This is a genomic window from Pseudomonas sp. KT_2_4 (assembly GCF_041410225.1).
Classification (GTDB): Bacteria; Pseudomonadota; Gammaproteobacteria; order Pseudomonadales; family Pseudomonadaceae; genus Aquipseudomonas; species Aquipseudomonas paracarnis.
This window is the reverse complement of the sequence record NZ_CP166962.1, coordinates 5,640,091-5,655,288: the sequence shown is the minus strand read 5'-3', so window position 1 is coordinate 5,655,288 and position 15,198 is coordinate 5,640,091. Positions and strand designations below refer to the sequence as shown.

Annotated in this window: 11 protein-coding genes; 3 read left to right on the top strand and 8 right to left on the bottom strand. The window is 60.0% G+C overall.

Annotated features, from left to right (window positions below):
* Positions 1–54: 54 nt before the first annotated feature.
* From AB9N64_RS26090 to AB9N64_RS26065, 6 genes are all read right to left on the bottom strand, one after another.
* Entirely contained in the window at positions 55–576 is a 522-nt protein-coding gene (locus tag AB9N64_RS26090) for a DUF6586 family protein (RefSeq protein WP_003189653.1), read from the bottom strand.
* Positions 577–767: 191 nt separating this feature from the next.
* Positions 768–3,389, bottom strand: coding sequence for a type I DNA topoisomerase (gene topA, locus AB9N64_RS26085; RefSeq protein WP_003189652.1), 2,622 nt, complete (start codon positions 3,387–3,389; stop codon positions 768–770).
* A gap of 114 nt (positions 3,390–3,503) precedes the next feature.
* Complete coding sequence (locus AB9N64_RS26080) at positions 3,504–3,740, bottom strand: DUF1653 domain-containing protein (RefSeq protein WP_003189651.1); 237 nt, start codon at positions 3,738–3,740, stop codon at positions 3,504–3,506.
* Between the two features lie 98 nt (positions 3,741–3,838).
* Positions 3,839–5,014, bottom strand: a complete 1,176-nt coding sequence (gene fadA / locus AB9N64_RS26075) for an acetyl-CoA C-acyltransferase FadA (RefSeq protein ID WP_003189650.1) — start codon at positions 5,012–5,014, stop codon at positions 3,839–3,841.
* Positions 5,015–5,043: 29 nt separating this feature from the next.
* Positions 5,044–7,191, bottom strand: coding sequence for a fatty acid oxidation complex subunit alpha FadB (gene fadB / locus AB9N64_RS26070; RefSeq protein WP_371359776.1), 2,148 nt, complete (start codon positions 7,189–7,191; stop codon positions 5,044–5,046).
* A gap of 486 nt (positions 7,192–7,677) precedes the next feature.
* Positions 7,678–8,115 carry a hypothetical protein gene (locus AB9N64_RS26065; RefSeq protein ID WP_019818247.1) on the bottom strand — a complete coding sequence of 146 codons (438 nt, stop codon included), beginning with the start codon at positions 8,113–8,115 and terminating at the stop codon, positions 7,678–7,680.
* Positions 8,116–8,220: 105 nt separating this feature from the next.
* Here AB9N64_RS26065 and AB9N64_RS26060 point away from each other — a divergent pair, with 105 nt between their 5' ends.
* A complete protein-coding gene (locus AB9N64_RS26060) occupies positions 8,221–8,661 on the top strand; it encodes a universal stress protein (protein ID WP_014717508.1) in 441 nt (146 codons plus the stop codon).
* Positions 8,662–8,843: 182 nt separating this feature from the next.
* On the opposite strand, the gene AB9N64_RS26055 is transcribed toward AB9N64_RS26060, so the two are convergent.
* Positions 8,844–10,766 carry an ATP-binding cassette domain-containing protein gene (locus tag AB9N64_RS26055; RefSeq protein WP_020302894.1) on the bottom strand — a complete coding sequence of 641 codons (1,923 nt, stop codon included), beginning with the start codon at positions 10,764–10,766 and terminating at the stop codon, positions 8,844–8,846.
* A 213-nt stretch (positions 10,767–10,979) separates the two neighbouring features.
* On the opposite strand from AB9N64_RS26055, the gene AB9N64_RS26050 reads away from it, so the two are divergent.
* Positions 10,980–12,908 (top strand): transglycosylase SLT domain-containing protein, encoded by a 1,929-nt coding sequence (locus AB9N64_RS26050; protein WP_014717506.1) that lies wholly within the window; start codon positions 10,980–10,982, stop codon positions 12,906–12,908.
* 65 nt (positions 12,909–12,973) lie between these two features.
* Here the strand turns inward: AB9N64_RS26050 and AB9N64_RS26045 are convergent, their stop codons facing one another.
* Positions 12,974–14,779 carry an ABC transporter ATP-binding protein/permease gene (locus AB9N64_RS26045; protein WP_175563001.1) on the bottom strand — a complete coding sequence of 602 codons (1,806 nt, stop codon included), beginning with the start codon at positions 14,777–14,779 and terminating at the stop codon, positions 12,974–12,976.
* A gap of 237 nt (positions 14,780–15,016) precedes the next feature.
* Here AB9N64_RS26045 and AB9N64_RS26040 point away from each other — a divergent pair, with 237 nt between their 5' ends.
* On the top strand, positions 15,017–15,190 hold the full coding sequence (locus tag AB9N64_RS26040) for a PA1571 family protein (RefSeq protein WP_014717504.1): 174 nt from the start codon (positions 15,017–15,019) through the stop codon (positions 15,188–15,190).
* Positions 15,191–15,198 lie beyond the last annotated feature (8 nt).

Sequence of the window (15,198 nt, the reverse complement as noted above, 5' to 3'; positions counted from 1 at the left end):
GGCAGGCCGTCATCGCAGGCAAGCCAGCTTCCACATTTGCTTAGTGCAACCCCTTCAGCACTCGTTGAGCCCTTCACGAAAACGCAGCGCCATCTTTTTCAGCTCCTGGCGCCAGCCTTCCAACTCCTCACGGCTCAAAGGCTTAGGCTCATCCTGCTCCAAGGCCACGGCGACGATCAGCGGCTGGGTGACATCACCTTTGGGCACATGGGGAATACGCGGCGGTTGAAACATATCCGCATGGGCTTTGAGCAGCCGTGCCACCCAACTGTCGGGGCTTTGGGCCATTTCCACCAGTTCGGCCAACTCGGGGATCGCCATTGAATCCAGCACTTCACGATTCATGATCATTTCTGCACGCGGCGCACCGGCCTGGGGTAGGCGGTAGAACCCGGCGATCTCATGGCACAGCCCCAGCAAGGCACCGTACAGGTGGAACAACGCCGCTTCGCGCCCCGCCTGTACCAGCGCGATGGCGTTCATCTCTTTCCCTTCCTCGGCACGGCCAAGGGCCTCCAGGGATAAACCCGCGAAGTAAATTTTCTGATTGGTACGGGTATAGAGTTCGTTGGCCATGACGGCAATCTCCACAACGAATAGGCGTGATGCTGGCTGTGTAGGAGCGAGCGTGCTCGCGAAAAACTTCCAGGCACCGCAGGGTGCCAGGTTTCCCGCGTTTTCGTTAACGATCTTCGCGAGCAAGCTCGCTCCTACAGTAAGCAAAAGCCGTCTATACAGACGGCTTTTGGCGTTAACAGACTAGCGGATCAAGCGCCCTGGCGCTTGTCCTCGACCTTCCACTTGCCGCCGTCGTAGAACGCTTTCCAGCCAGTAGGCTTGCCGTCCACTTCGGTCTGCACGTACTGCTCCTTGGTCTTGCGGCTGTAACGGATCACGGCTGGGCGACCATCCGGGTCCTTTTTCGGCGCTTCACACAGGAAGTGGTACTTCGGATCGATCTCGTCCTTGTGCGGCACGATCTCCATCACCAGTGGTGCACGGGTCTCGCGGTTTTTCGGGAACTGGCTCGCAGCCAGGAACAGCCCCGAAGCGCCGTCACGCAGGATGTAGGTGTCGTTGACCTTCTCGCACTTGAGCTCGGGCATTTTCACCGGATCCATCTTCGGCGGCGCCGCATCACCGCTTTTCAGCAGTTTGCGGGTGTTCTTGCAGGTTGGGTTGGTGCACCCGAAGAACTTGCCGAAACGGCCAGTCTTGAGCTGCATCTCGCTGCCGCACTTGTCGCATTCCAGGCTCGGGCCTTCATAGCCCTTGATGCGATAGGTGCCCTCTTCGATCTCGTAGCCGTTGCAATCCGGGTTGTTACCACAGATGTGCAGCTTGTGCTTCTCGTCCAGCAGGTAGGCGTCCATCGCCGTGCTGCAGATCGGGCAGCGGTGCTTGCCACGCAGCACCAGCGACTCGGACTCACCCTCGTCGTCAGCCGCGATTTCATCGCCCGGCACCAGGTTGACGGTCGCCTTGCAGCGCTCTTTCGGCGGCAGGCTGTAGCCCGAGCAACCGAGGAACACGCCGGTGGAGGCGGTACGAATCTGCATCGGTCGACCGCAGGTAGTGCACGGAATATCCGTCATCACCGGCTGGTTGGCGCGCATCCCGTTCTCGGGGTTCTCGGCCACTTCAAGCTTTTTCTTGAAGTCGCCGTAGAACTCATCCAGCACGTTTTTCCAGTCGCGTTCGCCCTGGGCCACGTCATCGAGGTTCTCTTCCATGCCGGCAGTGAAGCCGTAATCCATCAAGTTGGAGAAACTCTCCGACAGACGCTCGGTGACGATGTCACCCATCTTTTCCGAATAGAAACGACGGTTGTGCAACGCAACGTAGCCACGGTCCTGGATGGTGGAGATGATTGCCGCGTAGGTCGACGGACGACCGATACCGCGCTTCTCCATCTCTTTCACCAGGCTGGCTTCGGAATAACGCGCCGGCGGCTTGGTGAAGTGCTGGGACGGGTCGAGCTTGATCAGCTTCAGTGTGTCGCCCTGGGCCATGTCCGGCAGCACATCATCATCGCCAGGCTTGGCGATCTGCGGCATCACACGGGTGTAGCCATCGAACTTGAGGATACGGCCCTTGGCACGCAGCTCGAAATCGCCCGCGCCCACGCTGACGGTAGTAGACAGGTATTGCGCCGGCAGCATCTGGCAAGCCAGGAACTGGCGCCAGATCAGCTCGTAGAGGCGCTCAGCGTCGCGCTCCATGCCGCTCAGCTTGGCAGGCGTGGTGTTGGCGTCGGAAGGACGAATCGCTTCGTGTGCCTCTTGTGCGCCTTCCTTGCTGCTGTAGACGTTCGGCTTCTCCGGCAGGTAGGTCTTGCCGAATTCGCTTTCAATATAGGTACGCGCCATCGCCACCGCGTCTTGCGACAGGTTGGTGGAGTCCGTACGCATATACGTGATGTAGCCAGCCTCATACAGACGCTGGGCCATCATCATGGTCTTCTTCACCCCGAAACCCAGGCGGTTGCTCGCGGCCTGTTGCAGGGTGGAGGTGATGAACGGCGCCGACGGCTTGCTGCTGGTCGGTTTGTCTTCACGCTTGACGATGCTGTAGCTGGAGGCCTTGAGCTTCTCCAGCGCGGCCATGGCCTGGGCTTCGTTCAGCGGCTTGAAGGCCTCGCCTTTCTCACGGGCCACTTCAAAGCGCACATTGGCGCCCTTGGCAGTGCCGAGGTCGGCGTGGACTTCCCAGTACTCTTCAGGGATGAACGCACGGATCTCGCGCTCACGCTCCACCACCAGCTTGACCGCTACCGATTGCACACGGCCGGCGGACAGGCCACGGGCGATCTTCGCCCACAGCAGTGGCGAGACCATGTAGCCGACGACGCGGTCGAGGAAGCGACGGGCCTGCTGGGCGTTGACACGGTCGATGTCCAGCTCGCCCGGCTTGGAGAAGGCTTCCTGGATGGCTTTCTTGGTGATTTCGTTGAACACCACGCGCTTGTAGCGGCTGTCATCACCGCCGATGGCTTCGCGCAGGTGCCAGGCAATGGCTTCCCCTTCGCGGTCCAAGTCCGTCGCGAGATAGATGGTGTCAGCATCTTTGGCGAGCCGGCGCAGCTCTTCGATGACCTTTTCCTTGCCCGGAAGGATTTCGTACTTGGCCTTCCAGCCATGGTCCGGGTCCACACCCATGCGCGAAACCAGTTGCTTGCGCGCTTTTTCTTTAGGCGTGAGTACCGGACCTTCGCCCGCGGCGGCCTTGCCGCGCTTGGCGGCAGGCTCCTTGCTGGCGCTAGCCGAACCGCTGGTGGGCAGGTCTCGGATATGGCCGATACTCGACTTCACCACGTACTCGTTGCCCAAGTACTTGTTGATGGTCTTGGCCTTAGCCGGGGATTCCACAATGACCAGCGATTTGCCCATGGATCGGAAAATTCCTGAATTCGAGAAGTGAAAGGCAGTTGGCGCCTGACGCGGCAACGCTATATATAGTGGCAACCGGATGAGGTCAAGCGCAGCATTCTGCGCGACCTGCCGTTATTGCCCTGTAAAAAGACTGGGTTCGGCCGTGACCAAAGCAAAGCGCGGGACCTGCTCGCCGTCAACTTCGACGGTCTCCAGGAACATGCTCAAAGGGCGCACCCAAAAGCCGTATTCGCCATACAGCGCTTGGTAAAACACCACTTCTTCTTCGGTTTCAGAGTGGCGCGCCACGCTGAAAACACGGTACTGCGGCCCCTTGTAATGCTGGTAGAGCCCTGGTTCGACTTTCATGCTCTGGCCCTCATGCAAAATTTGTTGAAAAAAAATATTTAAAAGTTCCAAAAAACAAAAACCGGGGCACTGGGCCCCGGCTTCCGTCAACCGAACGTTTAGACGCGTTCGAAGACGGTAGAGATGCCTTGGCCGAGACCAATGCACATGGTTGCAACCCCAAGGTTGCCGCCATTTTGCTTCATCACGTTAAGCAAAGTGCCAGAGATACGCGCACCGGAGCAACCGAATGGGTGGCCCAGGGCAATCGCACCGCCGTGCAGGTTAACCTTCTCGTTCATCTTGTCGAGTACTTTCAGATCTTTCAGCACTGGCAAGGCCTGTGCGGCGAAAGCTTCGTTGAGCTCGAAGAAGTCGATATCAGAGATGGAAAGGCCTGCGCGCTTCAAGGCTTTTTGTGTGGCCGGTACTGGACCATAGCCCATGATCGCCGGATCCACACCCGCCACTGCCATCGAACGAATCACGGCCAGCGGCTGGATACCCAGGTCCTGGGCACGCTGCGCCGACATCACGATCATGCACGAAGCACCGTCGGTGATCTGCGAGGAAGTACCGGCTGTCACGGTGCCGCCCTTTGGATTGAAGGCGGGCTTGAGGGCCGCCAGGCTTTCCAGGGTAGTGTCCGGACGAATGGTTTCGTCGTAGTCGAACAGTTTCAGGAAACCATTCTCGTCGTAGCCGTTCATCGGGATGATTTCATCCTTGAACTTGCCTTCCACCGTCGCCTTGTGGGCGAGCTGGTGGGAGCGCAGGCCGAAGGCGTCCTGGGCTTCACGGGTGATGCCGTGCATTTTGCCGAGCATTTCCGCGGTCAGGCCCATCATGCCCGAGGCTTTCGCCGCGTAGAGGGACATGTGCGGGTTAGGATCGACGCCGTGCATCATGCTGACGTGGCCCATGTGCTCCACGCCGCCGACCACGAACACATCGCCGTTGCCGGTCATGATCGCTTGCGCAGCGGTGTGCAGCGCGCTCATCGACGAGCCGCACAGGCGGCTGACGGTCTGGCCGGCCGCGGTGTGCGGGATCTGGGTCATCAACGACGCCATGCGCGCGATGTTCCAGCCCTGCTCCAGGGTCTGGTTGACGCAGCCCCAGATCACGTCCTCGACTTCGTTCGGGTCGACCTTGGTGTTGCGCTCCAGCACTTTGCTGATCAGGTGCGCCGACATGTCTTCGGCGCGGGTGTTGCGGTGCATGCCGCCCTTGGAGCGGCCCATCGGCGTACGACCGAAGTCGACAATCACGACGTCTCTTGGATTCAAGCTCATAAATATTCTCGCTCTAGTCGATTGGGCGCTTAACCGAAGAAGCTCTGGCCATTCTTGGCCATTTCACGCAGCTTCGCGGTCGGGTGGTACAGCGGGCCCAAATCAGCGTATTTGTCAGCCAGGGCAACGAACTCGGCCACACCGATCGAATCGATGTAACGCAACGCGCCACCACGGAATGGAGGGAAACCAATACCGTACACCAGGCCCATATCGGCTTCGGCGGCGGTTTCAACGATGCCGTCTTCCAGGCAACGCACGGTTTCCAGGCACAGGGCGATCATCATCCAGTTGATGATGTCTTCGTCCGACACCTCACGCTGTTCGTAGATGACCGGAGCGAGCACTTCGTGCACCGACGGGTCGGCCACTTTCTTCTGCTTGCCCTTCTTGTCGGTCTCGTAGGCGTAGAAGCCCTTGCCATTCTTCTGGCCCAGGCGCTTGGCCTCGTACAGCGCGTCGATCGCCGAGCGGCGGTCGTCTTTCATGCGGTCCGGGAAGCCTTCAGCCATGACGTCGCGACCGTGGTGGCCGGTGTCGATGCCGACCACGTCCATCAGATACGCCGGGCCCATGGGCCAGCCGAATTTTTCCATGACCTTGTCGATGCGTACAAAATCCACACCGGCGCTGACCAACTTGGCGAAACCGCCAAAGTACGGGAACAGCACGCGGTTGACCAAGAAGCCCGGGCAATCGTTGACGACGATCGGGTTCTTGCCCATTTTCTTGGCATAGGCAACGGTGGTGGCCACGGCCAGCTCGCTGGACTTCTCGCCACGGATCACTTCCACCAGCGGCATCATGTGCACCGGGTTGAAGAAGTGCATGCCGACGAAGTTTTCCGGACGCTTGAGGGCCTTGGCCAGCAGCGAGATGGAAATGGTCGAGGTGTTGGAGGCCAGGATGGTGTCATCTTTGACCTGGGCTTCCACTTCAGCCAGTACCGCCTGCTTGACCTTCGGGTTTTCGACAACCGCTTCGACCACCAGGTCGACGTGGCCGAAATCACCGTAGGACAGCGTAGGACGAATGCCGTTGAGCACTTCAGCCATTTTTGCAGCGGTCATACGACCTTTATCAACGCGGCCCACCAGCAGCTTGGCCGCTTCGGCCAGGCCCTGTTCGATACCGTGCTCGTTGATGTCTTTCATCAGGATCGGCGTGCCTTTGGACGCCGATTGATAGGCGATACCGCCGCCCATGATACCGGCGCCGAGTACGGCGGCCTGTTTCACGTCCTTGGCGATTTCGTCGTAGGCCTTGGCCTTTTTCTTCAGTTCCTGATCGTTCAGGAACAGGCCGATCAGGCTCTGGGCCGCCGAGGTTTTCGCCAGTTTGACGAAGCCTGCCGCTTCCACTTCCAGGGCTTTGTCGCGACCAAAGTTCGCGGCCTTCTGGATGGTCTTGATCGCTTCAACCGGCGCCGGGTAGTTCGGGCCGGCCTGGCCTGCCACAAAACCTTTGGCGGTTTCGAACGACATCATCTGTTCGATGGCGTTGAGCTTGAGTTTTTCCAGCTTCGGCTGACGCTTGGCCTTGTAGTCAAATTCGCCGCTGATGGCGCCTTTGATCAGGTTCAGCGCGGCTTCGGCCAGTTTGTCCGGGGCCACCACAGCGTCGACGGCACCGACTTTCAGCGCGTCTTCAGCCTTGTTTTCCTTGCCGGCGGCGATCCATTCGATCGCGTTGTCGGCACCGATCAGGCGCGGCAGGCGCACGGTACCGCCAAAGCCTGGGTAGATACCCAGCTTGACTTCCGGCAGGCCGATCTTGGCCGTCGCGGACATGACACGGAAGTCTGCCGCCAGGCACATTTCCAGGCCGCCGCCCAACGCGATGCCGTTGATGGCAGCAACAGTCGGCACGTTGAGGTCTTCGAAATCGCTGAAGATCTTGTTGGCTTCGAGGTTGCCAGCCACCAGCTCGGCATCGGGCAGCTTGAAGTTGTCGACGAATTCGGTGATGTCAGCGCCGACGATAAACACGTCCTTGCCGCTGGAGACGATCACGCCCTTGACCGAAGCATCTGCTTTGATGGTGTCTACGGCCTGACGCAGTTCGTTCAGGGTTAGACGGTTGAACTTGTTGACGGACTCACCCTTGAGGTCGAATTTGAGTTCGACGATGCCACTTTCAAGAGCCTTAACCGTGATGGCTTTACCTTCGTAAATCATCAACTGATCTCCACGATATGGAAGCTGAACAGTACACACTGGACGCTGGTCTCTGGTTTGACATTGACAGTTGAATCAATGCTCACGCCAATCCGCCAGGCACACCCGCCAGTGCGATAGTCGGGTTTTGTATGAGTCGTCTGACAGGCAAACGCTCAATTCATACGCCCGTTTGATTTGGGTACGCCACCTTCATCCAATTCCGAGCAATTGTCAATCGCTCCAAAGGCTAGGAAAAACGCGACTTTCCAGTCATTTCAGAACCCGGCCCACAGGCTCGCCACCCGTCAATATTCAAATATTCACAGGATCAATAATGGAAAGGATGTGGGAAAAGGCTGTACAGAAAGCAATACACGACTAGGCTAGCGGCAATGTGCAGATTTACCGGCCTGCCTGGCCACCTCCAGCCCGATGATGATGTCGGGCTTTTTATTGCCTGGCTTTCCTGTAGGAGCGAGCTGGCTCGCTCCTACAGAGCTTGGGTCAGGCCAGGGCCTTGAGCAGCGTATCAATATCTTTCAGCACGCTTGCGTCGCCCTTTTCGCCCCAATACAGAGCAATCATCTGTTTGTCGGCCTCGACCTTGTAGACGTTTGCCGGCAGCGTTGCAAAATGCGGCAACAACTTCTCATCCACACAGGGTTCACGCCACTGATTGACCCATAGCCCCGGCTCCAGCTGCCAGTAGCTCCACGTTGCGGGCGCGCTGCCGCGTCGTGGCCGGCAATACTGCGCACAGGGGCTCGGCGGCTCCTGCTTGAGCCAGTGCGGCCATTCCTGAGGCGCCAACTGCATGGCCAGGCCGATGCGGCGTGCCTCCATGCGCAGGGCCATACGCCCACTCTGCTGGCGCGAAGGTCGCAGCCATACCAGGGGGCTCAAAACCACCGCAAGGATTGACACCACTATCCAGACCGTCATATGTGTACTCCCGAATTTCTAGATGAGCGGATTTGATCTGCGGCAACCCCATCCGCTTGAAAGCAGCCATACTGAACTTATTGCAGTCCTCTGGAGGAACGCCTCATGCCCTACGAACATATTCTGGTCGCTGTCGACCTGACCGAAGAGTGCGATCCAGTGATCAAGCGCGCACAGGAATCCGCGATTGCCAATGGCGCCAAACTGTCGTTGGTACACATCGTCGAGCCCATGGCCATGGCCTTTGGTGGTGACGTGCCGATGGACCTTTCCCAGCTGCAGCAACAACAATTTGACCAGGCCAAGGAGCGCCTTGACCGTTTGATTCTCAAATACCCGCACCTGAAAAAGGAAGACTGCCACCTGACATACGGCCAACCGCGCCAGGAAATTCACCACCTGGCCAAGGAAAAGGCTTGCGACTTGATCGTGGTGGGTAGCCATGGTCGTCACGGTTTGGCGTTGTTGCTGGGCTCGACCGCCAATGATGTATTGCACGGCGCGCCGTGCGATGTATTGGCCGTCAAACTGATAAAGAGTCCGTAAGACCGATAAAGGTCTAATGTGGGAGCTGGCTTGCCTGCGATAGCGGTGTATCAGCCACCCGATGCATCAACTGGCAGACTGCTATCGCAGGCAAGCCAGCTCCCACAGTTGAATCGCATTTCATATTAAAAAGCCCGGCGCTCATAGAAGAGCGCCGGGCTTTTTTATTGCGGCTCGATCATTCAGGCATCCAGCTCGGCCCAACGCTCAACCAACGCTTCCAGCTCCTGGTTCAACGTCTCCAGGGAGGCGATAACCTTGGCGGTTTCTGCCGCAGGGCGCAGGTAGAAGCCGGCGTCAGCCATTTCCGCTTCGACCGCAGCGATCTGCTGTTCCTTGGCGTCGATATCGCCTGGCAAGGCTTCCAGCTCGCGCTGCAACTTATAGCTCAGCTTCTTCTTGGCCGGCGCAGCGTCAGCAGCCGGTGCAGGCGCCTCGGCAGCGGCGGGAGCCACCACCGCCGTGTTCAGGTCCGCCTTGCCCGACTTGCTCTCGGTCACGCCCAGCAAGCGCGGCGAGCCGCCCTGACGCAGCCAGTCCTGATAACCGCCCACGTATTCGCGCACCTTGCCTTCGCCTTCGAAAACCAGGGTGCTGGTGACCACGTTGTCGAGGAATTCCCGGTCGTGGCTGACCATCAGCACGGTGCCGTTGAAGGTCAGCAAGACCTCTTCCAGCAGTTCCAGGGTTTCCACGTCGAGGTCGTTGGTCGGTTCGTCGAGCACCAGCAGGTTGGCCGGCTTGCTGAACAGCTTGGCCAGCAGCAGGCGCGCACGCTCACCCCCCGACAGCGCCTTGACCGGCGTGCGCGCACGTTGCGGGCTGAACAGGAAGTCGCCCAGGTAGCTGAGTACGTGGCGGCTCTGGCCGTCGATGTCGATAAAGTCGCGACCTTCGGCGACGTTGTCGATCACGGTCTTTTCCAGGTCCAACTGGTGGCGCAACTGGTCAAAGTAGGCCACGTCGATGCGAGTGCCCTCTTCCACCTTGCCGCTGGTCGGTTGCAGGCCGCTGAGCATCAGCTTGAGCAAGGTGGTCTTGCCGGTACCGTTGGCGCCCAACAGGCCGATACGGTCGCCGCGCTGCAGGACCATGGAGAAGTCCTTGATCAGGAACGGGCCGTCCGGGTGATGGAAGCTGACGTTCTCCAGCACCATCACTTGCTTGCCCGACTTGTCGGCAGTATCGAGCTGGATATTGGCCTTGCCGGTACGCTCGCGGCGCTCACTGCGCTCCACGCGCAAGGCTTTCAAGGCACGCACACGGCCTTCGTTACGGGTGCGACGGGCCTTGATGCCCTGGCGGATCCAGACTTCTTCCTGGGCCAGCTTCTTGTCGAACAGCGCGTTGGCGGTTTCTTCGGCCGCCAGGGCGGCTTCCTTATGCACCAGGAAGCTGGCGTAGTCGCCGTTCCAGTCGATCAGGCCGCCACGGTCCAGCTCGAGGATGCGCGTAGCCAGGCTCTGCAGGAAAGCACGGTCGTGCGTGATAAACAGCACGGCGCCCTGGAAGTCCTTGATGGCTTCTTCAAGCCAGGCGATGGCGCCGATGTCCAGGTGGTTGGTCGGTTCGTCGAGCAGCAGCAGGTCCGGCTCGGACACCAGGGCCTGGGCCAGCAGCACACGGCGACGCCAGCCGCCGGACAATTCGGCGAGGGTCTTGTCTGCCGGCAGTTGCAGGCGGCTCAGGGTGCTGTCCACCAGTTGCTGCAAGCGCCAGCCGTCACGGGCTTCGAGGTCTTGCTGGACGTGCATCAGTTTGTCCAGGTCTTCTTCGGTGACGCAGTTCTGTGCCAGGTGATGGTATTGCGCGAGCAACTCGCCAACACCGTCCAGGCCTTCGGCTACCACGTCGAACACTGTCCGTCCGTCGGCCACCGGCAATTCTTGCGGCAATTCGCCGATCTTGAGGCCCGGGGCACGCCAGACAGAGCCGTCATCGGGCTTCTGGTCGCCTTTTACCAGCTTCATCATGCTGGACTTGCCGGTGCCGTTGCGGCCGATGATGCACACCCGCTCACCACGGGCGATCTGCCAGGACACCTTGTCCAACAACGGCATGGCGCCGAAAGCAAGGGACACATCGCTGAATTTGAGCAGGGTCATACGCTTCTCCAAAAACTGGGCGCGCATTCTACCTGATGTGAGGGTGGGATGCGGTCGGCATTTTCTCTATTGACACGTTCTGTAGGACATTTCCGGCGAACTTGAACGAACCAGCCGGCAAAGCTTTCGCGGGCCGCTGGCAAAAGGCTAAGCTAGGGGCAATCAGTGTCGGCAGTGCCGGTGCTAGTCGTGATTTCTCTGCACGGACGTCTCATGCGCAGTCGCCTTTTCAACTTTTTATCTTGTCTGCTTCTTTCCGCCACTGCCGTTCAATCCGCCCAGGCGGTGGACCTCACCACTCAACGCCAGTATTACGATCAAGCCAAACGTGCCTTGGCCAAGGGCGACAGCGGCCCCTACATGCAATACAGCCAGGCCCTGGCCGATTACCCGCTCACGCCCTACCTGGCCTACGACGAACTGACCGCGCGCCTGAAAACCGCAAGTAACGAGGAAATCGAACAATTCCTCGCCAAACACGGCGACTTGCCCCAGGCCAACTGGATGAAACTGCGTTGGCTGCGCTGGCTGGCCGAACGCGGCGATTGGCAAACTTTTGAAAAGTACTACGACACCAAGCTCAATTTCGTCGAACTGGACTGCCTGCATGGCCAGTACCAGCTCAGCCACAACCTGAAAGCCGAAGGCTACAAGACTGCCGAAAAGCTGTGGATGACCGGCAAATCCCAGCCAGCCGCCTGTGACGCCACGTTTGGCCAATGGGCCGCTGCCGGCCAGCTCACCGAGCAGAAGATCTGGGAGCGCACCAAGCTCGCCGCCGAAGCGCGTAACTACGCGCTGGCCAACAGCCTGGTGAAAACCCTACCCACCCTCGGCGCCCAAGGCCGCTTGATGGTGGATGTTGCGCAAAAGCCCGACATGCTCAGCGACCCGTCACGCTTCCAGCCGGCCACCGAGGCCATGTCTGACGCCGTGGGCCTGGGCCTGCGTCGCCTGGCGCGGCAGGATCCGGACAAAGCCATGTCGCTGCTCGACGGTTACGCCAGCAGCATGCACTTCTCCCGTGACGAAAAAGTCTCGATTGCCCGCGAGATCGGCTTGACCCTGGCCAAGCGCTTCGACCCGCGCGCACTGGAGGTCATGACCAAGTACGACCCCGAGTTACGCGACAATACGGTTTCCGAGTGGCGCCTGCGCCTGCTGTTGCGCCTGGCGCGCTGGGAAGACGCCTACCAGTTGACCCGCAAACTCCCACAGGACCTGGCCACCACCAACCGTTGGCGCTACTGGCAGGCACGCAGCCTGGAGCTGGCCGAGCCGAAAAACCCGCAGGCTTTGGTGCTGTACAAAAACGTGGCCAAGGAGCGGGACTTCTACGGTTTCCTCGCTGCTGACCGCTCCAAAGCCCCTTACCAGTTGAACAACAAGCCGCTGGTGATGAGCCAGGCGCTGGTCAACAAGGTGCGCAATACCCCTGGGGTGCGGCGTGCCCTGGAATTCTACGCCCGTGGCCAGATCGTCGACGGTCGCCGCGAGTGGTACCACGTCAGCCGTCATTTCAACCGTGACGAGATGGTCGCCCAGGCCAAACTGGCCTACGACATGAAGTGGTACTTTCCGGCCATCCGCACCATCAGCCAGGCGCAGTACTGGGACGACCTGGACATCCGCTTCCCGATGGCCCACCGCGACACCCTGGTGCGCGAAGCCAAGGTACGTGGCCTGCACTCCAGCTGGATCTTTGCCATCACCCGTCAGGAAAGCGCGTTCATGGACGATGCCCGCTCCGGCGTCGGCGCCAGCGGCCTGATGCAACTGATGCCCGGCACCGCCAAGGAAACTGCACGCAAGTTCAGCATCCCCCTGGCCTCCCCGGCCCAGGTGCTGGACCCGGATAAAAACATCCAGCTCGGCGCTGCTTACCTGAGCCAGGTTCACAGCCAGTTCAACGGCAACCGCGTGCTCGCCTCCGCTGCCTACAACGCCGGCCCCGGCCGCGTGCGCCAATGGCTGCGCGGCGCAGACCACCTGAGTTTCGACGTGTGGGTGGAAAGCATCCCCTTCGACGAAACCCGCCAGTATGTGCAGAACGTGCTGTCTTATTCGGTGATCTACGGGCAGAAGCTCAACTCACCGCAGCCGTTGGTGGATTGGCATGAGCGGTACTTCGACGACCAATAAGGCTCTGAACCTGCTTCTAATGTGGGAGGGGGCTTGCCCCCGATTGCAGGCTGTCAGTCACACGTCTATTGCTGATCCGCCGCTATCGGGGGCAAGCCCCCTCCCACAGGGTCTGCACTGAACTGCAACGCCGCCAACCGCGCATACAGCGGATTGCTCGCAATCAACTGCTGATGCGTGCCCACCGCCACCAGCTTGCCCTGGTCCATCACCGCAATGCGGTCGGCATTCTTCACCGTGGCCAAACGGTGGGCGATCACCAGCGTGGTGCGCCCCTGCATCAGCTGCGGCAGCGCTTGCTGGATAAGGTGTTCACTCTGGGCGTCGAGGGCGCTGGTGGCTTCGTCCAGCAGCAGGATCGGCGCGTCGACCAGCAAGGCGCGAGCGATGGCCAGGCGTTGGCGCTGGCCGCCGGAGAGGCCCTGGCCACTTTCGCCGAGGTGGGTTTGGTAGCCGTCGGGCATTTGCAGGATGAAGTCGTGGGCGTGGGCAATACGCGCGGCGGCTTCCACCTGGGCGGTGGTGGCGGACGGGTTGCCGTAGCGGATGTTGTCCTCGACGCTGCCGAAGAACAACGCCGGGCTCTGGGACACCAGGGCGAAATGGCGCCGCAGGTCCAGGGGGTCTAGCTCGGTCAGCGGCTGGCCTTCGAGCAGGATTCGGCCTTGCTGGGGGTCGTAGAAGCGCAGCAGCAGATCGAAAATCGTCGACTTGCCCGCACCGGACGGCCCTACCAAGGCCAGGGTTTCGCCCGGGTTGATGGTCAGGTTCAAGCCGTCGATGGCATAGCTGTCCGGTCGCGAAGGATAGGAAAAGCGTAGGTCCTGCAGTTCCATGCGGCCACTGACCCGATCCGGCAAACGTACGCCGCCAGTGGCCGGCGCCTGGATCTCGTTGCCTGACTGCAACAGCTCACCGATACGCTCGGCTGCCCCGGCGGCACGCTGCAACTCGCCAAGCACTTCGCTCAGGGTGCCGACGGCGCTGCCGACAATCAGGCTGTAGAACACGAACGCCGCCAGCTCACCGCCGGAAATGCGCCCGCTGATCACGTCCATGCCGCCCACCCAAAGCATCACGCCTACCGCGCCGAGCACCAGCATGATCACCAGGGTGATCAGCCAGGAGCGCTGCAAGATGCGTTTACGTGCCGTGACAAAGGCGTCCTCGACGGTGACGGCAAAGCGTTGTTCGTCCTGAACCTGATGGTTATAGGCCTGCACGGTCTTGATCTGGCCCAACGTCTCGGCGACATAGCTGCCGACGTCCGCGATACGGTCCTGGCTCAAACGCGACAGGCTGCGCACCCGGCGCCCGAAGATCAGAATCGGCGCCAGCACCAGCGGCAACGCCACCACCACGATGCTGGTGAGCTTGGGATTAGTGATAAACAGCAACACGATGCCGCCGATCACCATCAGGGCGTTGCGCAGAAACAGCGACAGTGATGAGCCGATCACCGATTGCAGTAAGGTGGTGTCGGTGGTCAGCCGCGACTGGATTTCCGAGCTGCGGTTGTTCTCGTAGAAGCCGGGGTGCAGGTAGATCAGGTGGTTGAACACCTGCCGGCGAATATCGGCTACCACCCGCTCGCCAATCCACGACACCAGGTAAAACCGCGTGAAGGTGCCCACGGCCAGGCCGAGCACCAGCAGCATGAACAGGCCGATTGACTGGTTGAGCAGGTGTGGCGACTGGGTCATGAAGCCCTGGTCCACCAACAGGCGTATGCCCTGCCCCATGGACAAGGTGATGCCAGCGGTGACGATCAGCGCCAGCAGTGCGCCAAGCGCCTGCCAACGGTAGGGCGCAATAAAGCGGCTGGCCAGGCGAATCGCACGGCGTTGACGGATGGAGAACATGGAAGGCATCACCCAATGAGGAGTCTGTACCTCAACATTGGGGGAACTTGCGCAAATAACAATGAGTCAGGTTAATTATGCCCGCCGATGCAGGCCGCTAGAGGCTATCGGTCTAAGCCTGATCTGGAAATATGTACCGGTTTCTGGTGGACTGGGTGTTCAAACCGATGAGCGTGTAAGGAGTTGTAACAGCGCGTTCATGCGGGGGAATTAAAGTAGGTACACAACCTGATGAGGAGACAGGCCATGACCTTGCAAAATAGCAGCGACGCCAAGATTGAAGTGATCCGCCAGCCGCAGCAGCTGCCTTGCTCGTACATCGATGCCAAGGGCCGGGAAGTGCAGATTACCGAAGAAATGATCCAGCAAGCCTGCAGCGAGCTGGAACAGCGACTGGTCAAGCCTGCCCAGCAAGGCTGAAGCGCCCA

Coding starts and splice junctions, on each gene's coding strand:
- AB9N64_RS26080 (WP_003189651.1), bottom strand. CDS start 3,740: ATGAAAGTCGAACCAGGGCTCTACCAGCATTACAAGGGGCCGCAGTAC.
- AB9N64_RS26090 (WP_003189653.1), bottom strand. CDS start 576: ATGGCCAACGAACTCTATACCCGTACCAATCAGAAAATTTACTTCGCG.
- AB9N64_RS26045 (WP_175563001.1), bottom strand. CDS start 14,779: ATGCCTTCCATGTTCTCCATCCGTCAACGCCGTGCGATTCGCCTGGCC.
- AB9N64_RS26055 (WP_020302894.1), bottom strand. CDS start 10,766: ATGACCCTGCTCAAATTCAGCGATGTGTCCCTTGCTTTCGGCGCCATG.
- AB9N64_RS26065 (WP_019818247.1), bottom strand. CDS start 8,115: ATGACGGTCTGGATAGTGGTGTCAATCCTTGCGGTGGTTTTGAGCCCC.
- AB9N64_RS26060 (WP_014717508.1), top strand. CDS start 8,221: ATGCCCTACGAACATATTCTGGTCGCTGTCGACCTGACCGAAGAGTGC.
- AB9N64_RS26050 (WP_014717506.1), top strand. CDS start 10,980: ATGCGCAGTCGCCTTTTCAACTTTTTATCTTGTCTGCTTCTTTCCGCC.
- topA (WP_003189652.1), bottom strand. CDS start 3,389: ATGGGCAAATCGCTGGTCATTGTGGAATCCCCGGCTAAGGCCAAGACC.
- fadA (WP_003189650.1), bottom strand. CDS start 5,014: ATGAGCTTGAATCCAAGAGACGTCGTGATTGTCGACTTCGGTCGTACG.
- fadB (WP_371359776.1), bottom strand. CDS start 7,191: ATGATTTACGAAGGTAAAGCCATCACGGTTAAGGCTCTTGAAAGTGGC.
- AB9N64_RS26040 (WP_014717504.1), top strand. CDS start 15,017: ATGACCTTGCAAAATAGCAGCGACGCCAAGATTGAAGTGATCCGCCAG.